This window comes from Lysobacter tyrosinilyticus (genome assembly GCF_054779815.1).
The window spans coordinates 48,309-66,891 of record NZ_BAAGXN010000004.1 but is presented as its reverse complement, the minus strand read 5'-3'; the positions used below and the strand labels follow the sequence as shown (position 1 = coordinate 66,891).

The 18,583-nt window shown below is 65.0% G+C and carries 23 protein-coding genes, 2 tRNA genes and 1 other RNA gene; 12 read left to right on the top strand and 14 right to left on the bottom strand.

Going from position 1 to position 18,583, the window contains the following annotated elements:
- Positions 1–9: 9 nt before the first annotated feature.
- The 5 genes from ACYVGK_RS10995 (at position 10) to ACYVGK_RS10975 (ending at position 5,025) form a co-directional block, all read left to right on the top strand.
- A complete protein-coding gene (locus tag ACYVGK_RS10995) occupies positions 10–963 on the top strand; it encodes an AAA family ATPase (RefSeq protein ID WP_460733612.1) in 954 nt (317 codons plus the stop codon).
- 35 nt (positions 964–998) lie between these two features.
- Positions 999–2,003 carry a DUF58 domain-containing protein gene (locus tag ACYVGK_RS10990; protein ID WP_460733610.1) on the top strand — a complete coding sequence of 335 codons (1,005 nt, stop codon included), beginning with the start codon at positions 999–1,001 and terminating at the stop codon, positions 2,001–2,003.
- Positions 2,000–4,018, top strand: a complete 2,019-nt coding sequence (locus ACYVGK_RS10985) for a transglutaminase TgpA family protein (RefSeq protein ID WP_460733608.1) — start codon at positions 2,000–2,002, stop codon at positions 4,016–4,018. The genes ACYVGK_RS10990 and ACYVGK_RS10985 overlap by 4 nt, the downstream gene beginning before the upstream one ends.
- Before the next feature lie 54 nt (positions 4,019–4,072).
- Positions 4,073–4,561, top strand: a complete 489-nt coding sequence (locus ACYVGK_RS10980) for a Slp family lipoprotein (protein ID WP_460733606.1) — start codon at positions 4,073–4,075, stop codon at positions 4,559–4,561.
- A gap of 131 nt (positions 4,562–4,692) precedes the next feature.
- Positions 4,693–5,025 (top strand): hypothetical protein, encoded by a 333-nt coding sequence (locus tag ACYVGK_RS10975; protein ID WP_460733604.1) that lies wholly within the window; start codon positions 4,693–4,695, stop codon positions 5,023–5,025.
- Positions 5,026–5,084: 59 nt separating this feature from the next.
- Here the strand turns inward: ACYVGK_RS10975 and ACYVGK_RS10970 are convergent, their stop codons facing one another.
- From ACYVGK_RS10970 to dnaX, 4 genes are read right to left on the bottom strand one after another with little or no spacing between them, the layout of a single operon-like run.
- A complete protein-coding gene (locus ACYVGK_RS10970) occupies positions 5,085–5,435 on the bottom strand; it encodes a histidine triad nucleotide-binding protein (protein ID WP_460733602.1) in 351 nt (116 codons plus the stop codon).
- Positions 5,436–5,462: 27 nt separating this feature from the next.
- Complete coding sequence (gene recR / locus ACYVGK_RS10965; protein ID WP_460733600.1) at positions 5,463–6,056, bottom strand: recombination mediator RecR; 594 nt, start codon at positions 6,054–6,056, stop codon at positions 5,463–5,465.
- 16 nt (positions 6,057–6,072) lie between these two features.
- Positions 6,073–6,393, bottom strand: coding sequence for a YbaB/EbfC family nucleoid-associated protein (locus ACYVGK_RS10960; protein WP_460733598.1), 321 nt, complete (start codon positions 6,391–6,393; stop codon positions 6,073–6,075).
- A 57-nt stretch (positions 6,394–6,450) separates the two neighbouring features.
- Positions 6,451–8,202 (bottom strand): DNA polymerase III subunit gamma/tau, encoded by a 1,752-nt coding sequence (dnaX, locus tag ACYVGK_RS10955; RefSeq protein WP_460733596.1) that lies wholly within the window; start codon positions 8,200–8,202, stop codon positions 6,451–6,453.
- Positions 8,203–8,414: 212 nt separating this feature from the next.
- Here dnaX and ACYVGK_RS10950 point away from each other — a divergent pair.
- The 3 genes from ACYVGK_RS10950 to ACYVGK_RS10940 all read left to right on the top strand — a co-directional run bounded on the left by ACYVGK_RS10950 (position 8,415) and on the right by ACYVGK_RS10940 (position 9,474).
- A tRNA-Ser gene (locus ACYVGK_RS10950) sits at positions 8,415–8,507 on the top strand.
- Positions 8,508–8,555: 48 nt separating this feature from the next.
- An RNA gene (ffs, locus tag ACYVGK_RS10945) (signal recognition particle sRNA small type) lies at positions 8,556–8,652 on the top strand.
- A 303-nt stretch (positions 8,653–8,955) separates the two neighbouring features.
- A complete protein-coding gene (locus ACYVGK_RS10940) occupies positions 8,956–9,474 on the top strand; it encodes a hemerythrin domain-containing protein (RefSeq protein ID WP_460733594.1) in 519 nt (172 codons plus the stop codon).
- A 122-nt stretch (positions 9,475–9,596) separates the two neighbouring features.
- On the opposite strand, the gene ACYVGK_RS10935 is transcribed toward ACYVGK_RS10940, so the two are convergent.
- From ACYVGK_RS10935 to ACYVGK_RS10910, 6 genes are all read right to left on the bottom strand, one after another.
- Positions 9,597–10,025: a molybdenum cofactor biosynthesis protein MoaE gene (locus tag ACYVGK_RS10935; RefSeq protein WP_460733592.1), complete on the bottom strand. Its 429-nt coding sequence runs from the start codon at positions 10,023–10,025 to the stop codon at positions 9,597–9,599.
- A gap of 181 nt (positions 10,026–10,206) precedes the next feature.
- Positions 10,207–10,452, bottom strand: a complete 246-nt coding sequence (locus tag ACYVGK_RS10930; RefSeq protein ID WP_460733590.1) for a MoaD/ThiS family protein — start codon at positions 10,450–10,452, stop codon at positions 10,207–10,209.
- The gene (gene moaC, locus ACYVGK_RS10925) at positions 10,449–10,940 is read right to left on the bottom strand and encodes a cyclic pyranopterin monophosphate synthase MoaC (RefSeq protein ID WP_460733588.1); all 492 of its coding nucleotides are present in this window, start codon (positions 10,938–10,940) and stop codon (positions 10,449–10,451) included. Before moaC ends, ACYVGK_RS10930 begins: the two co-directional genes overlap by 4 nt.
- A gap of 38 nt (positions 10,941–10,978) precedes the next feature.
- A complete protein-coding gene (moaA, locus tag ACYVGK_RS10920) occupies positions 10,979–11,980 on the bottom strand; it encodes a GTP 3',8-cyclase MoaA (protein WP_460734407.1) in 1,002 nt (333 codons plus the stop codon).
- Positions 11,981–12,006: 26 nt separating this feature from the next.
- On the bottom strand, positions 12,007–12,762 hold the full coding sequence (locus ACYVGK_RS10915) for an MBL fold metallo-hydrolase (RefSeq protein ID WP_460733586.1): 756 nt from the start codon (positions 12,760–12,762) through the stop codon (positions 12,007–12,009).
- Complete coding sequence (locus ACYVGK_RS10910) at positions 12,762–13,511, bottom strand: 3-deoxy-D-manno-octulosonic acid kinase (protein ID WP_460733584.1); 750 nt, start codon at positions 13,509–13,511, stop codon at positions 12,762–12,764. Before ACYVGK_RS10910 ends, ACYVGK_RS10915 begins: the two co-directional genes overlap by 1 nt.
- A gap of 21 nt (positions 13,512–13,532) precedes the next feature.
- On the opposite strand from ACYVGK_RS10910, the gene ACYVGK_RS10905 reads away from it, so the two are divergent.
- Positions 13,533–14,591, top strand: a complete 1,059-nt coding sequence (locus tag ACYVGK_RS10905; protein ID WP_460733582.1) for a glycosyltransferase family 9 protein — start codon at positions 13,533–13,535, stop codon at positions 14,589–14,591.
- Positions 14,592–14,604: 13 nt separating this feature from the next.
- Entirely contained in the window at positions 14,605–15,054 is a 450-nt protein-coding gene (locus tag ACYVGK_RS10900; RefSeq protein WP_460733580.1) for a nuclear transport factor 2 family protein, read from the top strand.
- A gap of 7 nt (positions 15,055–15,061) precedes the next feature.
- On the opposite strand, the gene ACYVGK_RS10895 is transcribed toward ACYVGK_RS10900, so the two are convergent.
- Positions 15,062–15,469 carry a DUF6165 family protein gene (locus ACYVGK_RS10895; protein ID WP_460733578.1) on the bottom strand — a complete coding sequence of 136 codons (408 nt, stop codon included), beginning with the start codon at positions 15,467–15,469 and terminating at the stop codon, positions 15,062–15,064.
- A 147-nt stretch (positions 15,470–15,616) separates the two neighbouring features.
- Between ACYVGK_RS10895 and ACYVGK_RS10890 the strand changes: the two genes are divergently transcribed.
- Positions 15,617–15,707 (top strand) — tRNA-Ser (locus ACYVGK_RS10890).
- 146 nt (positions 15,708–15,853) lie between these two features.
- Entirely contained in the window at positions 15,854–16,558 is a 705-nt protein-coding gene (locus tag ACYVGK_RS10885; protein WP_460733576.1) for a PP2C family protein-serine/threonine phosphatase, read from the top strand.
- Between the two features lie 10 nt (positions 16,559–16,568).
- Here ACYVGK_RS10885 and dnaQ read toward each other — a convergent pair whose 3' ends face one another.
- From dnaQ to ACYVGK_RS10870, 3 genes are read right to left on the bottom strand one after another with little or no spacing between them, the layout of a single operon-like run.
- On the bottom strand, positions 16,569–17,309 hold the full coding sequence (dnaQ, locus tag ACYVGK_RS10880; protein WP_460733574.1) for a DNA polymerase III subunit epsilon: 741 nt from the start codon (positions 17,307–17,309) through the stop codon (positions 16,569–16,571).
- A gap of 48 nt (positions 17,310–17,357) precedes the next feature.
- Entirely contained in the window at positions 17,358–17,822 is a 465-nt protein-coding gene (gene rnhA / locus ACYVGK_RS10875) for a ribonuclease HI (RefSeq protein ID WP_460733572.1), read from the bottom strand.
- Positions 17,819–18,565 carry a methyltransferase domain-containing protein gene (locus tag ACYVGK_RS10870; RefSeq protein WP_460733570.1) on the bottom strand — a complete coding sequence of 249 codons (747 nt, stop codon included), beginning with the start codon at positions 18,563–18,565 and terminating at the stop codon, positions 17,819–17,821. The genes rnhA and ACYVGK_RS10870 overlap by 4 nt, the downstream gene beginning before the upstream one ends.
- Between the last annotated feature and the right edge of the window lie 18 nt (positions 18,566–18,583).

Genomic DNA, 18,583 nt, shown 5'->3' with positions numbered 1-18,583 from the left:
ACCGAGCACATGGCCGTATCCCCTTCCATGGCGAACATGCTACCCGACAACCTGCGCGCCACCCTTGATCGTGCACAGGCACAGGTCAACGCGTTGGTGCTGGGCAAAGTGCATGAAGTCCGGCTCGCCTTCGTCGCCCTGCTGGCCGGCGGCCACCTGCTGATCGAGGATCTGCCCGGCCTGGGCAAGACGACGCTGGCACGCTCGATGGCGACCACGCTCGGCCTCGACTTCCAACGCGTGCAGTTCACTTCCGACCTGCTGCCGGCGGATGTCGTCGGCGTGTCGGTATTCGATCCGCAGACGCGCACGTTTCAGTTCCATGCGGGCCCGGTGTTTACCCAGGTCCTGCTCGCCGACGAAATCAATCGCGCACCGCCACGCACGCAGAGCGCATTGCTCGAAGCGATGGCCGAGCATCAGGTGACGATCGATGGCACCACGCACACTTTGCCCGACCCATTCTTCGTGATCGCCACGCAGAACCCGGTCGACCTGGCCGGCACGTATCCGCTGCCGGATTCGCAGCTTGATCGCTTCCTGTTGCGCCTGGCGTTGGGATATCCGGGCGAAGCTGCGGAGCGTGATCTGCTCGCCGGCGTCGATCGACGTGACCTGATCGCGCAGACCATGCCATTGCTGAGTGCGGAGGATGTGCTGGCGGCGCGGCGGGCAGTTTCCGAAGTGCATGCCAGCGAAGCGTTGATCACATACGTGCAGGCGCTGCTCGCCCGCAGCCGCAAGCATCCGGGCGTGCGCGTAGGCCTGTCGCCGCGTGCAGGCCTGGCACTGCTGCGCGCAGCGCGCGCGTACGCGCTGCTGCTGGGGCGCTCGCACGTACTGCCCGAAGACGTACAGGCCTTGTTTGGTGCCGTCGCCGCGCACCGTCTGGTCGCGGACGCGCAAGCCGGTAGCGATTCATCGCTGGCCAAGGCAATCCTGCATTCGGTGCCTGTGGATTGAGGCCAGACGGGCAAGTCTCAATCCGGATGACAGCGATGCCATTGCCCACTGCCCCGATCCCGCGATCCGCCAGTCCGCTGCGCCAGCTGCGTGCACTTGCGTTGAGCCTCACCCGCCCGCGAACGCCCGAGTCCCTGCCCGTCACCATCGATCGCCACCGCGTGTACGTCCTGCCCACACGGTTTGGCCTGTTCTACGCGCTGCTGCTGATGGGCATGGGCGCGGGCGCGTTGAACTACAACAACAATCCCGCGCTGCTGCTGGGCCTGCTGCTCGGCGGCGCCGGGCTGGCCAGCCTGATCGCGGCGCAGATGCAGCTCACTGGCCTGAACATCACCGCCATCGATGCCGAGCCGGTCGCGGCCGGGCATCCGTTGCTGGTGCGCCTGCATGCCCAGGCCGATCCGGCGCGCGTGCGCAGGGGTCTGCGCATCGATGACGACGATCTGCTCGCATCGTCGTTGCTGAACCTCGAACAGGGTCGTGGCGAAGCCGAGCTTGTCCTGCCCACGTATCGGCGCGGTTGGCTCGACGTGCCGCGTCTGCGCCTCTACACCACACGCCCATTGGGCTTGGCCAGAGCTTGGACCTACGTTTGGAGCGACGCTCCGATGCTGGTCTTCGCTGCACCCGAACTGGATGGACCGCCCCTGCCCACCGGATCAGGTGAACAAGCACAGACGCGCCTGCATCCCGCCGGCGACGACGTGCACCATCTGCGCGGCTACCGTGCCGGTGACGCACGACGCGCGATTGCCTGGAAGCCATCCGCGCGTCGCGACACGTTGCTGGTGCGCGAATACGAGCAGCCGCTGGGTGCGGATGTCGTTCTGGATTGGCAGCAGCTGGGACGTCTGGAATACGAAGCACGGGTTTCGCGACTCGCTCGCTGGGTCGATGAAGCCGAGCGCGATGGGCGTCGTTACCGCCTGAGTCTCCCCGGCCAGCCCGACATCGGCCCGGATCGTGGCGCGGCGCATCGGCAGGCCTGTCAGCGCGCACTTGCGTTGCTGCCATCCGCCGTCGGGATCGCCCGATGAGCGCCAGAACGGTCTCACTATCGTCGGATGCGATCGCGCGTAGCTCAGCGCCCGCGGAAGTACTGCTCGACCATGCCAGCCGTCGCTGGGCCCTTCTAGCGGCAGCTGCATGCATGTTGCCGCTGCTGCTGCAGCTGCCGCCCTCACTGACGTGGCCGATCATGGCTGCGGGAGTGGGGACAACCGTGCTGGCTTGGCGCAAGCCGCTACCCGTGGTGCTGCGAATCCTGCTTCCGTTGTTGATGTTGGCCATGGTGATGGCCGTATCGAGCATGCGCTTCGGCCGTGACACAGGCTGCGCGCTGCTTGCCTCCATGTTGGCGATCAAGCCGTCCGAGACGGCGAAATTGCGCGACGCCCGCAGCCTGATCGGCTTCGCCCTGTTTGCACCGTTCGCTACCTTCCTGCTCGATCAGGGTCCGCTGTCCTTGACGCTCGGACTGACGGCCGCCATTGCGGCGCTAGCCGCACTGCAGCGCCTTGCAGACCTTGAATCGGGAGACACGCGTTTCGGTGTTTCCTTGAGGACCCGCCTGCGCAGCGCACTGCATCTGCTGCTTGTCGGGTTGCCGCTGGCATTGGCTACGTTCTGGCTGTTTCCGCGTCTTGCCTCGCCGTTATGGGGCGTACCCGATCGCGCGATCGCGCGCCCCGGTCTGTCCGACTCCATGCGTCCGAACGACTGGCTCAATCTGATGACGGACGACACGCCCACGTTGCGCGTGCGCTTCTTCGGGGCGACGCCGTCTCAGGACCAGATGTACTGGCGCAACATGACGCTGTGGCGCTTCGACGGCGAGGAGTGGACGCAACCATTTTGGACGCGCGGCCTGCCGCCCCCCACGACAGAACTCGCCCCGCAGCGCTGGGATTACGAACTGGAAGTCGAACCCACCGATCGCCGTCAGCTGGTTGCACTCGACCTGCCCCTGGCCGCCCCGCAAGGCAGTACCCAGATTGGTGATTTGTCGCTACGCAGCAACCGCTCGCTTACGTCGCTGACGCGCTGGCGGATGCAATCCGCGGTCGCGCTGCGCAACGAACCCTACCTCAAGGCCATGCTGCGCCAGACTGCACTTGAGCTTCCGCAGGGCTTCAATCCACGCACCATTGCCCTGGCCCGGCAATGGCGACGCGAAGCGGGTACCGACGACGTCGCGATCGTCCGCCGGGCACTGACCTGGATCCGCGCCGAATTCGCCTACACGCTCGACACGCCTCCCTGGGGCCGCAACGCGGTCGACGAATTCCTGTTCGACACCAAGGCCGGCTTCTGCCAGCACTTCAGCTCGGCCTTCGTCGTCCTGATGCGCGGAGCCGGCATTCCGGCGCGGATCGTGACCGGCTATGCCGGCGGGTATCGCAATCCGTTGGGCGATTACTGGATCGTGCGCCGGTCTGACGCGCATGCCTGGGCCGAGGTCTGGTTGCAGGGCCGCGGCTGGGTGCGCGTGGATCCCACGGCAGCGGTTGCACCGGAGCGGATCTACGACACGCTGGCTGATCGTGCGCCGGGTTCGCAGGGATTGTTCGGCGACCTCGGCATGCCCGTCTGGAACGCCCGTGACTGGCTGCGGCGCAACTGGAACGACCTGGTCCTTGGTTTCGACGCGGAACGCCAGTCGAACCTGCTATCGCCGCTTGGTCTTCGCAAGGTTGATAGCGCGCAGCTCACACTGATTTTTTCACTGGCAGCCGCCCTCGCCCTGCTCTGGATGGTATGGCTCAGCGCCCGCGGCCAGCGCGAGCCCGACCCCGTACTTCGCGCCTGGCATCGCCTGGGTGCGCGCTACCGCCGCTTCGATCTCGAACGCACGCCGCACGAGACTGCGGGTGACTGGCTCGATCGGGTCGCCCGCACCCGCCCCGACCTCGTACGCGGACTGGGCGAACTCAGCCACCGTTTCGCCAATTGGCGCTACGCTGAACTCCAGCCAGGAACACGCAACGCCCGCGCCCGACGGGATCTGGTCCGCGCGTTGCGCAGCCATCGTCCCGGTCGCAAGAACCCCTGACCCGTGCCCGGACGCGCGGGACCCCTAACGGATCCGCCCATCGGAGAAAAGGAAATGAAGGCCCGAATAGTCCTGCCCATACTCAGCGCGGCCCTACTCGCCGCCTGCGCTTCGCAACCACGACCGTTGCAGGGTTCGTTCACCGAGATCACGCCGCAACAGGCGGCTGCATCCGAATCCGCCGGCGCAACGGTCCGTTGGGGCGGCCGCGTCGTGGAAGTCGAGCCGCAGCCCAACCGCACCTGCTTCCAGATGATCTCCACGCGCCTGTCCGCCTATGGACGCCCCTATTGGGCGACCGATGACGTCGGTGGCCGCTTCATCGCGTGCAAGACCGGTTTCTACGACCCGGCGTTGTTCGAGAAAAACCGCGAAGTGACCTTCACCGGCCGCATCGACGGTTACGAGAATCGCCAAATCGGCGCCTACAACTACCGCTTCCCGCGACTAGAGGCCGACGTGGTCTATCTGTGGCCGGTACGCGAGCACGTCGACGTGATCACCACGCGTCCGCCGCCGTGGCCGTGGTGGTGGGGCTGGTAACCGTCGAGGTTCGGCAAGAACGCCCGGGGCATCCCGGGCGTTTTCGTTTTCGGGGTGCAGGTACAATGGAAACGTCGCTGACGCGCCCGGCGACACACAGGAGAAAGGGCGCATGGATGAAGGAGATACAAATGTTCCGCAAGTCGAAACTCGCTGCTGCATTTCTTGCAGCTACCGTCGTCACAGGATGTGCGTCGGTTGCTGTCACCAACGAAAGCCTCGAAGACAAAACCGCGTTTGCGTTGGGCCTCGACAAGGGCCAGTTCACGATCAGTAATCGCGTGGACGACGGCAGCCAGACGAACTATGTCGTAAAGACAAAGAAGGGGCAGGTATATAACTGCTACGTCACCGGGACGATCGCCATCATGGGTCGCGTGGTATCCGACGCCATGTGCAACAAGAAGGGCGAGCCCGCACGCAACGCGCTGCTCGAAGCGGCCGGGCGTTCTTCCGGCCACTGATCGGAAAGTGCTTTGATAACGCCCGGGACCTGGCCCCGGGCGTTGTTATTTCCCGGGCGTTATTTCGGCGTACCGAAACGCCCCAGCGGCGCACCGGCGAGCAGGTGCAGGTGCACCTGGAACACCGTCTGTCCACCGTGATCATTGCAGTTCATCACCACCCGGTAGCCCTCGTCGGCGAAGCCTTGCTGCTTGGCATAGTCGGCTGCGGCGAGATGCAGGCGTCCGATCACTTCGGCTTGCGAAGCCTGCACGTCGTTGAGCGTGGCGATGTCGACCTTGGGCACGAACAGCACGTGCACCGGCGCCTGCGGCGCAATGTCCTTGAAGGCGATGACGTCGTCGTCCTCGTAGACGATCGTGGCAGGGATCTCGCGACGGATGATCTTGTGGAAGATGGTGTCGGACATCGGGTTTCCTTCTGATTCCTTCTGAAGTCAGAGCATTTCGCTGCGGCTGCCGAAGGCATGCGACAGTGTGCCGCGGTCGACGTATTCCAGCTCACCGCCCAACGGAACACCGTGCGCGAGCCGGCTCGGCCGCACCTTGTGCTGGCGCGCAAGCTGGGCGAGGTAATGCGCGGTGGCTTCGCCTTCGACGGTGGGATTGGTCGCGATGATCAGTTCCTGAACTTCGCCCTCGGCCAGGCGCGATGCCAGGCGGTCAAGCCCCAGTTCGCGCGGACCGATGCCGTCGAGCGGCGACAAGCGCCCCTGCAACACGAAGTACAGGCCGCGATAGCCGGTGGCTTGTTCGATGGCGAGACGGTCGGCAGGCGATTCCACCGCGCACAACAGGTAGGCATCGCGCGACGCGCTCGCGCAGGTCGCGCACACTTCGGTCTCGCTGAAGTCGCGGCAGCGCGCGCAATGGCCGATCTTCTCCACCGCCTCGGCCAGCGTTTCCGCCAGCCGTCGACCGCCGTCGCGATCGCGTTCGAGCACGTGGTAGGCCATGCGCTGCGCCGACTTCGGCCCAACGCCCGGCAATACCCGCAACGCATCGATAAGTTGTTCGAGCAATGCGCTCACTAGGCAAGCCTGCCGATCAGAACGGCAGCTTCATTCCCGGAGGCAGCGGCATGCCCGCGGTGACGGCCGACATCCTGGCCTGCGATTCCTGGTCGATCTTGTTGGAGGCGTCGTTGAAGGCGGCGGCGATCAGGTCCTCGACCATTTCCTGGTCGGAGAGGATGCTCGGATCGATACGCACCTTGCGGCACTCCTTGCGGCCCGTCAGCGTCACGTTGACCATGCCGCCGCCGGCCGACCCGGTGACTTCGATCTTCGCGATTTCTTCCTGGGCACGCTGCAGGTTTTCCTGCATGCGCTGGGCCTGCTGCATCATTTGGGCGATGTTGCCACGCATGGTTCTGTTCTCTGATGAAAGCCGTGCCGCAATCGCGACGACAGCGTGGGGGTTGGACTAATTGTCTTCGAAAGGTCGGATCGAATCCGGCACCACCTTGGCGCCGTGTTGCGAAATCAGGCGCTGCACGTCGGGATCGTTCATGAAGGCGGATTCGGCGGCGCTCTGACGTTCATCACGCGCGCGTTCGTTGCGTTCGCGCAGAGACTCGGCCTGCACGGAGGCATTCTCGAAACGGATCTGCGGAGCGGCACCAAGCGCAGGGGCCAGCGCGTTGGCCACCATCGTGATCAGCGCGGTCGACTTGAGATGCTCGTCAGCCGCAGGCAGCGACAGGCGCAACACGCTGCCGTCGTAACCGATAAAACCGGCATGCTCGGCCAGCAGGCGCGCTGGACCGCGCAGGCCACTGTCGGCGACGAACGCATGCCAGGCATCCGCATCCGCGATGACGCCGGTGGTGGTTGGCGCAGCCATCACCGGCTGCTCCGCCTGCGGAGTCGGCGCCATCGCTGGCGCGACTCGAACAGGCTCTGGCATGGAAGGTGCCGCAACGGTTTCGCGCGGCATGGCTTGCCGTGGTGCTGCCTCGCGAGGCGCAGGGTCACGAGCCAGGGCTTCGCGCGCCGCCGCTGCAGCCGACATCCCTGAGGATGCCTCTGCGGCCGTCGTGCGTGGTGCTTCACTGCGCGACGAAACAGGTGGCGCCGGCGCACGCGCACCCTCGCCGTCCGCCGGCCGGAACGCAAGCATCCGCAGCAGACTCATCTCGAAGCCGGCACGTGGACTCGGCGCCAGCGGCAAATCGCGGCGGCCATGCAGCGCCATCTGGTACCAGAGCTGCACGACTTCGGGTCGCGACGCGGCGGCCAGTGCACCGATGGCGACACTCTCACCCTCGACTGCGGCTTCCGGCACCAGCTGACGCACCTGCACGCGGTGCAATGCGTCCGCAAGCGCGTCGAGCACTCCACCCCAGTCCGGGGAGAACTCGGCCAGCACACCGACTTCCGCCAGCAGCGCCGCGCCGTCGCCGCGCGATAGAGCATCGAGCAGGGCGCCCACGCGCGTACGATCGACCGTACCCAGCATGGCAGCCACGGCTGCGTCGTCGAGCTTGCCGCCGGTGTAGGCGATTGCCTGGTCCAGCAGCGAAAGGCCGTCGCGCAGGCTGCCGTCGGCGGCCTTCGCGAGCTGGCGGATCGCACCGGCTTCAGCCGGAATGCCTTCCGCTTCGAGAATGCGGGTGATCTGGCCGCTGATCTGCTGCTCGTCCAATCGCTTGAGGTTGAACTGCAGGCACCGCGACAGCACCGTGACCAACAGCTTTTCCGGATCGGTGGTCGCGAAGAGGAACTTCACGTGCTCCGGCGGCTCTTCCAGCGTCTTCAACAGCGCGTTGAACGCCGCCTTCGACAGCATGTGCACTTCGTCGATCAGGTAGACCTTGTAGCGGCCGCGCGACGGCAGGTACTGGGCGTTTTCGATCAGCTCGCGGACGTTGTCGACGCCGGTGTTGCTGGCGGCGTCGATTTCCAGCAGGTCGATGTATCGGCCGCTATCGATGGCGCGACAGGTCTCGCATTCCCCGCAGGGATCGGCCGAGGTGCCATGCTCGCAGTTGAGCGACTTGGCGAAGATGCGGGCGATCGTGGTCTTGCCCACGCCGCGGGTGCCGGTGAACAGGAAGGCGTGGTGCACGCGGCCCGAATCCAGCGCGTTGGTGAGCGCACGGACCACATGCTCCTGCCCGACCAGTTCGGCGAAACGCTTGGGACGCCACTTGCGGGCGAGGACGAGGTAGGACATGCCGCCATTCTGCCGCGCCGCGCCGCGACAAACTATGCCTGCATGGAACTGAAACGCGCCGCAGCGCGCCAGGAAGTTCTGACGCCGGCCTTTTTGACCCACACCCCGGCCTCCAGGCACCTGTTCCTTGTGATACCCGCGCGCCGCAGTTAGAATTTGCGCCCCTGAAGTCGGCCGGATGTCGTATTCAGGGCTTTTGCGGTACCAGGTGCGGAGAGGTGTCCGAGTGGTTGAAGGAGCACGCCTGGAAAGTGTGTAAGCGTCTAAACCGCGCTTCGGGGGTTCGAATCCCCCTCTCTCCGCCAGCCGCAATCTCGTGCGCAAAGCACGATCAGTAAGTCTCTATGGTGGCCCCGTCGGCCCCTCGCGACGCTAGGTCGAAAACCCCGCCAGGGCCGGAAGGCAGCAACGGTATCGATCGACGCGGGCGCCGAGGTCAGCCGGCGGGGTCATCGCCCGTTTTGGGCTCCGCCCAAAACGCCCGAAGTTTGCAACGCAAACTTCGGGCCCCGGGCTATCGCTTCCAATCCCCACGGCTTCGCCGCGCCCCCCTACTAAGCGGGCTTTCCTCCAGCGCGATTCGGCGCGGAGCACGTTGGCGGACCAAAGCTGGCCCAGTAAAGAGGCCGGCCGTCTCAGAACGGAAATGCGGCTATTGCCTCATTGTCCCGTTTGCTTGCCATTCCCTTCACGATTCTCCAGAGTGGCCCGCTATGGCTGGTCAGGGGGACCGGCTTCGCAAGGAGCTGCGACATGGGACTGTTCGGGAACTGGTTCAAGGGAAAACCGCAGCAGGGTGACATGCGGCCGGCGGCTAAAACGCTGGAATACATGAAGCCACCGGAGCGGACCATCCGCTACGACGCAGGTCTGGTCGAAAACCTCAGACACGATCATTCGGAGCTGGTGGCGATGTACGGCCAGCTTGGGCAAGACGTCCGCGACGGCCACTATCAGCGCATCCCGAACTCCCTGCTCGCGTTCAAGACTCGGCTGGAAGCGCATCTGCTGATCGAGAATGTGCGCTTCTACGTCTATCTGGAACAGGCGCTTGCGCAAGACAGCGACAACATGGCGATCATCCGCGACTTCCGTCGCGAGATGAACGGCATTGCGCGTGGCGTGGTCGAGTTTGTCCGCCGCTATCAGCAAATGCGCGTCACCGCCGCCAACGCCAACGACTTCATGCGCGAATACGATGAAGTGGGCAAATTGCTGGTCATGCGCATCGAGCGCGAAGAAGGCAATCTGTATCCGCTTTACGCGCCGTAAGGGGGGCGTTGCCAACGAAACACTGCAAGGCGGGCTCAGGCCCGCCTTGTTTTTTGGCTCGATGAAAAGCGCCGACGGCCTAGCGTTTTCAGCCGCGGGCGCGGCATCAGCTTTACCGGCACTCAATCGCTACCGTGGGCCGGATGCAGCCAGCCGGAATCGCCTTCGACATAGCGCTCGTGCTTCCAGATCGGTACGCGCGCCTTCACCTCGTCGATGATGTAGCGACATGCGGCAAACGCCGCATCGCGGTGCTCCGCACTTACGCCAACCCACACCGCCAACTCACCGATGCCCAGATCGCCGACACGATGCACGCAACGGGCATCGGTCACCGCGAACTTTTCCATGGCCTCCGCGAGGACCTTTTCGCCCTCGTTTTCAGCGAGCGCGGCATAGGCCTCGTAATGCAGTCCGAGCACGGCGCGATCCGCATTGTGGTTGCGCACCCAGCCTTCGAAGCTGGCGTAGCCGCCCACGCGATCGTCGAGCAGTTCGGCGCGCAGGGTCGCGGTGTCGAAGGGGGTGTCGGAGAGGGAGAAGCGGTTCATTGCGGGTCTGTCTTGGGTCTCGTTACGGCTGGAGCAACTGCAATCCGGGTGTTCCGGGCGCTCTTTGGCTTCGATGCATCTTCTGTCGCCGTCCTTGGCGAAACGTCAGCGATTTCGGATGTTCCGGCCCGGCCATCCATGGCCGGGCGCTGCCAATAAGGCATCGACCAAGCGCACTCCCTCACCCACCGCTCACCGGGGGGATGAAAGCGATCTCGGCGCCTTCGCGCGGGACATCTTCCCATCGGGCGAAATCGCCATCGACAGCCACCCGCAATTGACGCGCCGGGAACGGCAGCTGGTGGCGCGCCTGCAATTCGTTGTACAGCGCGTGTAGATCGGGAGCAGTCGTTTCCACCGACTCGCTCGCCCTGCCGGCAGCATCGCGCAAGCCGGCGAAGTACAGGATGGTGACCTTCTTACTCATTGGGTCTTTCCGAAGTCGCGGCGTCCGCCACGCTTGCCCCGCAGCTTGGCGGGACCAATGACGATGGAGTGCGAAAGCGCCTTGCACATGTCGTACACCGTCAGCGCGGCGACGGTGGCGCCGGTCAGGGCTTCCATCTCCACGCCGGTGCGATGGGTCGTCTTCACGGCACACTCGATAAGTAGATCGCGCTCACCGCTCCATTCGATGGCGATGCGGCAGCCGTCGATGGGCAACGGATGACAGAACGGAATCAATTCGTGCGTCCGCTTGACCGCCATCGTGCCGGCGATGATCGCGGTTTCCACGATCCCGCCCTTGGCGCTCTTCAGCCCGCTGCCGCGCAGCTGCACGGCCACGTCTTGCGGAAAGCGCACGCGGCATTCGGCGATGGCTTCGCGCGCCGTCACGGCTTTACCGGAGACATCGACCATCGCGGGTCGCCCCTGGGGGTCGAGGTGGGTAAGTTTCGAAGTGGTCTTCTTCATTGCGGGCCAAGAATATCGCGGCCAACGCCGGCAGGCCTCTACCCGCCGACGAGGAACATTTCCACGTGCTTGTGGGAGGCCTTGGCGCTGCCGCGCAGCTCGCTGTAGCGGTCGGAGCGCCGCGACCATTGCGCCGCGACATGTTGCGCCAGCCCCACTTCGCCCGTCGCCAGCCAGGGGCGCAGATCGTGTCCCTTTCCGGCAAACAGGCAGGTGTACAGCTGCCCATCGGCAGACACGCGCGCACGATGACAATCGCCGCAGAACGGTTCGCTGACGGAACTGACAAAACCGATTTCCCCTTCACCATCGGCGAAGGCATAACGCGAGGCCACCTCGCCACGGTACTGCGCATTCAAGGGCTGCAACGGCCAGCGCGCGTGGATCCTGTCGCGCAATTCGACCGAAGGCACCACGCGCTCGCGGCGCCAGCCATTACAGGTACCCACGTCCATGTATTCGATGAAGCGCATGATGTGACCGTGGGCGCGCGCGAATTCCACCAGCGGCAGTACTTCGTCCTCGTTGACGCCACGCTGCACGACGCAGTTGAGCTTGATCGGAGCGAAGCCGACTGCGGATGCCGCCCTGATCCCATCGAGCACGGCACCCACTTCACCCCTGCCACCAGACAGGGAACGGAATAGGTCCGGTTCCAGCGCATCCAGGCTCACGGTGAGCCGATGCAATCCCGCATCGCGCAGCGCACGGGCTTGCCCGGCGAGCAGCGAGCCATTGGTGGTAAGCGCGATGTCGGTGAGTCCGTCGATGACGGCCAGACGCTCGATCAAGTCCGGCAGTCGCTTTCGCAGCAAGGGCTCGCCCCCGGTGATGCGCAGCTTGCTGACGCCGATGCGAACGAAGCCACGTACCAGCGTTTCGATCTCATCGAACGACAGTCGCGAGGCAGCATCGAAACCGTAGTCGTCCGGCACCTTTTCCGCCGGCATGCAGTAGGGGCAACGAAAATTGCAGGCTTCTATCACCGACAGGCGCAGGTCGCGCAGCGGACGACCCAAGGTGTCACGCACGTCCGCCATCGCATGGGCGGCTTCCGGCACCACGTTCACGACTCGGCTCGCGGCGCGGTCGGCTCTGCGAGCGCAACGACCCCACCGGCATTGGCCACGCGATGGCCGCGAGCGGCGAGGATTTCGCCCTCCTCGCGACTGGCGTAGTGATACAGCATGCAGCGCGACAGCAGCTCAGCGGAGTATTCGCGCTCGAGATCGTCGATACCGCTGTGCGAAGGATTGCCGTGCAGCGCGCAGTCGTGGGCGATCAGTTCGCCGTCGCTGGCGTATTTCGCCAGTTGTTCGGGGATGGGACGCGTATCGCCGGTCCACACCACACTGCCCTGCAGGCGCAGGCCGAAGGCGGTTTCCGGCCAGTGATGGCGCGTGGCGAACACTTCCAGGCGCACGCCGTCGTGCCAGAACGCGGCACCGACCGGAATCACCTGGAACGCATCCCAGAAATTCGCGCCGCCTTCGGCCAATGGGTTCGGATAATCGCCGACGCGCTGGTGCAGCAACGGCACCAGGGCTGCCGGTACGTACACGCGGACTTTGCCGCGACGTGCCTCGTCGAAATAACTCGACACGAACAGCCGCTCGAAGCCGCCAACGTGGTCGAGATGCGTGTGCGTGATGAACAGCGCGCGCGGGGCCGCGCCGTAGTGCTGCAGATAGTGGCTGAGGCCTTCATTGCCGCAGTCGATCGTCAGCCATGGAGCGCCGTCGCGCTCGATCGTGGCCATCGCCGACCCCAGCTCAACCGCGGACGCATTGCCCACGCCCTGCAGTCGCAAACTCCAGCTCATCAGGTGCCTCGTGCCCAGACGCGGTCGTAGGCCGCGCGCAAACGGGCGTAGTCCCGTTCCACGTCCTCGATGGGGCGCGCTCCACGAAGTTTCAACAGCGAACGCTTCAGCCGCGAAAGGTTGCCCTCGCGCCACCCGGTGGCGGGGATGCGCTGCTCGCCGCGGTCGAGATCGATCACCCAACCACGCCCGGTGGGATCGAACAGCAGGTTATGCGCATTGAGATCCGCGTGGTCCAGTCCGGCGCGATGAATGCGCGCGATCAGGCGCCCCGCTTCTTCCCACGGGGCGCCATCGCCTGCCACGGCGGCACGGTCGGCCAGCGTGCGCACGTCGTCAATGCGTTCGATCAGGATGGCGGCGCTGTAGAACTGGCCTTCTCGCCGGTAATACGCCGCGATCGGCTTCGGCACCGGCACACCCTTCGCCGCCATGTCGCGGGTCAGGCGGAATTCGGCAAAGCTGCGGGTACGGTTGGCACCACGCCACCAGTAGCGATCGCGGCTGAAATGCGCCGCGAAACCGCCGCGGAGGTAGCGGCGCAGCACGCAGGAGCCGAATGGCGCATCGACGAACCATGCGCCTCCGCGCCCCCCGCTGGCGACCGGGCGAGCGTGCTCGCTCCAGAATGCCGGGGAAAACCAGTCGGGCTTGGCTTGTCGCACGCGCGTGTTGTCGAACAGAATCGCGCCGTATCCGCGATCATCGCGGAACGGTGTCAATCCTTCGGCAGCGTCATAGCCGGTCATTCCACGAGTCTAGCAAGACCCATGCCGCAAACACCCCTGTCTATCTGCCTGTTGCGGCTGTCCGCATTGGGCGACGTGACCCACGTCTTACCTCTGGTGCGGACCCTGCAGGCCGCCTGGCCACAGCTGGCGCTCACCTGGATCATCGGCAAGGGCGAACACCGGTTGCTGGATGGCCTGCCGGGCGTGGAGTTCGTTGAATACGACAAGAAGTCTGGTCTCGCAGGCATGCGTGCGCTGCGCGGGCAGCTGCGCGAGCGGGCACCCGACGGTCGATTCGATGTGCTCCTGCAGATGCAGGTTGCCGCCCGCGCCAACCTGCTGTCCGGTTTTGTTCCGGCGCGACGCCGCGTTGGCTACGACCGCTCGCGCTCCAAGGACCTGCACGGGCTCTTCATCAACGAACGCATTCCCGATCGCCCCGGCATCCACGTGCTCGACGCGATCGGCAGCTTCTGCGAGCCCCTGGGCCTCAAGCAGACGCAAGTGCGCTGGGATCTGCCGGTTCCGGATGCGGCCCGCGAATGGGCGCATGCGCAGTGGATCGACGACGGTAGGCCCACGCTGATGATTTCACCCTGCTCCAGCCATGCCCTGCGCAACTGGCGCGCCGAGCGCTATGCAGCTGTGGCCGACCATGCCGTTTCGCGCGGCTGGCGCGTGGTGCTGTGTGGCGGCCGCAGCCAGCTCGAGCGCGAGACCAGCGATGCCATCCTGGCCTCGATGAAGTCATCCGCGCTGGACCTGGTCGGCAAGGACACCCTCAAGCAGCTGCCTGCCCTGCTCGAGCGCGCTGACTTGCTGATGACTCCGGACTCCGGCCCCATGCATATCGCCAACGCGATGGGTACCAGGGTGTTGGGCCTGCATGCCGCGAGCAATCCCGCGCGCAGCGGCCCGTATTCGGATCGACGCTATTGCGCCGACCGCTACGACGACGCTGCACGCAAATATCTGGGGAAGCCCGCATCGCAGCTGAAATGGGGCACCAAGATCGAACACGAAGGCGTGATGGACCTGGTGACCGTCGAGGACGGTATCGCTGCGTTCGAGCGCTATGTCACCGACTATCAGGCATGAAACAAGGAACGAAATGAATCTGGAAACCCTGCTCGACAAGGACGCCATCGGCGACGTCATCCATCAGCTTTTCATCGCCACCGACGATCGCGACTGGGCGGCGGTGCGCCTGGCGCTGGCACCGCGGCTCCTGGTGGACATGACCTCGCTCACCGGCGGCGAGCCGTCGGAGATCGACGGCCCTACGCTCGCCTCGATGTGGGAAGCCGGTCTGCGGACCATCCAGGCCGTGCATCATCAGGTCGGCAACCTGCGTATCAGCGTGGACGGCGATGCGGCCGAAGCGTTCTGCTACGGCACCGCCACGCACTACCGGCCCACCGCCAGCGGGCGCAACGTGCGCGCCTTCGTCGGCAGCTACGACTTCGCGCTGGCGCGGATGGACGGCACGTGGCGGATCACGCTGTTCCGCTTCAAGCTCAAGTACCTGGACGGCAACCCGCAGCTGGAAACGGATAACTGATCCGGTCTTACGGCGCCGCGCCCGTCTTGTAGTCCTGGTAGGACTTCTCCTCGACGTACGCAGAACCCAGTGCGAGGTTGATGTCCTTCTTGATGCGAGCGCGTTCGTCGTTCTCGAAGTAGACGCTGCGGGCAAGGCGGATGAATTCGGCATCGAATTCCTGCGCCTTCTCCTTGATGCGGATGTCGTCCTCGATCACCCACAGGCGCTCGTTGACGGCCTTCAGCGCCGCGCGCAGCTGGATGATGTCCTTGCCGGCGGCCGGGTGCGCCATCCAGGTCTTTTCCAGCGCCGAGAGTTCATTGCGGACGTTGGCCAGTTTGGCCTCGTCGGTCATGCGTTCGGACTTGATCTGGAGGATGGCGATCTTGTCGAGAAGTTCGCCAAAAGAGACCGGGACCAGGATTTCGGACATGTCGGGAAGCCATTGAGGCCGGGCTGCACGCCGCGGCGGAAGGTGAACCGGGCTGGGAGCCCGGCCTGCGAAGCCGACAGTTTAGCCGCCTCACCGGAAAACTTGCCCACGACCACCCGGGCCACGTATCATTCGCGGCCCACTTCAGGAGAGGTGGCAGAGTGGTTGAATGTACCTGACTCGAAATCAGGCGTACGTTTATAGCGTACCGAGGGTTCGAATCCCTCCCTCTCCGCCAGTTGCAGACAAAACGCCCCGCTTCGCCGGGGCGTTTTGTTTTTCCGGCACCCGGGCGCGGCGGTCGCGAGCCTTGCTTTCGCGGCCGGTCCGCCACGATTATCGCGTTTCCCTTTGCGAAGCCCCCATCCCCCGCCGGTTTCTCCAATGATCGAATTCGGACACCTGACGCATGTCGGCCTGCGTCGGGAACTCAACGAGGACACGTACTACGGAGACAGCGAGCTGGGGCTCTGGCTGATCGCCGACGGTATGGGCGGTCATGAATATGGCGAAGTCGCCAGCGCGCTCGCCCGCGAAACCATCGTCCGCGAAGTCCGCGATGGCACGCCGCTTGCCACGGCGATCCGCATTGCCGACGAGGAAATCATCCGGATCTCGCGCCGTCGCCACGACGCGCTGCCGATGGGCACGACGGTCGTCGCCGCGCGCGTGAACGGCAATCGCTTCGAAGTAGCCTGGGTCGGCGACAGCCGCGTCTATCTGTGGCGCGACAACAATCTGGTCCAACTATCGCAGGACCATAGCTATGTGCAGGAACTGATCGCCACGGGCGCGATCACCCATGAACAGGCGCGTAGCCATCCGCATCGCAATGTCGTGACCCAGGCGCTGGGCGTGACCGATCCGCGCAATCTCAATGTCGAAACCATGACCGGCGAGCTCCGTCCGGGCATGCAACTGCTGCTGTGTAGCGACGGCCTGACCGAGGAAGTCGACGATCGCGGCATCGCCGGTGTGCTCTCGCACAACGATGGCAGCGCGCAGGAGTGCGTGGACGAACTGGTCGCGGCAGCGTTGGATGGCGGCGGTTCGGACAATGTGACCGTGGTGCTGGTGCGCAGCCACTGACGCTTCAAAATCAGGCGGGCAACGCTTCCGCCTGCACAGCTGCATCGGCTTCGGCCCACAGATCCCACACCGCCTTGCCCGCTTTCTTGCGCAACTGCGCGAGTCGGCTTTCGTGCGCCATGAGGTCTTCTTCCGCGACCACTACGCGCGGGCGCGGTGCATGAACGTCGACGTCGAATGCGACTGCCGCTTCGCCCGTGGCTTCGGCACTGGCCTCGAAACCGATCTCGCTCTGCCCCGAGGTCAGCCCGATGTAGACCTCGGCCAGCAGTTGGGCGTCGAGCAACGCGCCGTGCAACTGGCGATGCGTGTTGTCAACGTCGAAGCGTTTGCACAGCGCGTCCAGCGAGTTGCGCTGCCCCGGGAAACGCTGACGGGCAAGCAGCAGCGTGTCCTCGACGGTGCAGCGATCGGCAAGCGCGCCGTACTGCGGGCCAGCCAGACGCAGCTCGTTGTCGAGGAAGCCGACGTCGAACGCCGCGTTGTGGATCACCAGCTCCGCGCCTTCGATGAAGGCGAGGAACTCGTCGGCGATCGCCGCGAACAGCGGCTTGTCGGCCAGGAATTCCAGGGTCAGGCCCGTGACTTCCTGCGCGCCCGCTTCGAACTCACGCTCCGGATTGAGATAACAGTGGAACGTGCGGCCAGTCGGGCGGCGCTCCATCATCTCGACACAGCCGATTTCCACCACGCGGTTGCCGCTGGCCCAGCTCAGGCCGGTGGTTTCGGTGTCGAGGATGATCTGGCGCATTAGGAATCCGGTACTGGTGAAGGGGATGGAAACTGACGATCGTCGTTACTAGACGGGGGCGTAATGCTTGAACCGCACGGCCTGATTGCGCGCCAGCGTGTCGACACGCTCGTTGTCCGGATCGCCGGAATGCCCCTTCACCCACTTCCACTCGATGCGATGACGGGCGGCGGCCGCGTGCAACCGTTCCCACAGGTCACGGTTCTTGACCGGATCCCCGCCGGCGGTTTTCCAACCGCGACGCACCCAGCCCGGCATCCATTCGGTGATGCCCTGGCGCACGTATTGCGAGTCAGTCACCAGAGTGACTTCGCATGCTTCCGACAACGCCTCCAGCCCGGAAATCGCCGCCATTAGCTCCATGCGGTTGTTGGTCGTATTGGCTTCGCCACCGACCAGTTCGCGTTCGTGGCGGCCGTAACGCAATAGCGCGGCCCAGCCGCCGGGTCCAGGATTACCGAGGCAGGCGCCATCGGTGTGGACCTCGACCGTCTTTCGATTTTCTTGAGTCATTTGCGAATTATGGCTGCCTGCCGTCGCAGTTGCTCGGATCGCAGCGCTTCGAAACGCCACGACACGCGCGAATGGGCTGCGCCCTGCAGGCGGAAGCTGGCTCGCGCCGTCGGCGGCGCAAGCGCATGCACACGCTTGTTGACACTGAGCGCGATTCCCGCGCGCAACCAGTCGTTCATGCCGACGCCGACATCGCCGCGATCCATGCGCCAGCGGGGCCCAAGCCATTGCAGGCTGACCGAATCCAGCGCAAAGCCCGCACGCCGCAACGATGCCTGCCAGGCGCCGGTCACGCGGGCATGCAGTCCAGTGCGTGCCCAACGCGCGCGATACGGGCTCCATGCGTTGAGTGCGGCCAACCAGAGCGTGCCGCCTGGTGCGAGGACGCGTTCGCACTCCCCCAGCAACCCTTCGACGTCGCAGCCGTCGTCCAGGGTGTGTTGAAGCAGCACGGCTCCGAAGGTTTCATTCGCGAACGGGAGCGGCAGGCTGCAGCGCACGGCGCCATCGAAACAGGGCTCGTCGAAGCGGCTTCCGTTGCGCCTCAGCAACACACCACGCCCGCCTTGGGATTCGGGGGGCGCCGAGCCGGCAACGCCCATCCAGCACCACGGCAGGGCCGGGATCGAGGCAAGCACGCGCGCCATTGCGGCGGCTTCCACCGCCAGCAGCCCCTGCCCCGCTTCGCTGCCGAACCAGGCCAGGGAACCTTCGGATTGACGGTTGGCGATAACCGGGGGCATGGTCGGGATTGTGCGGGA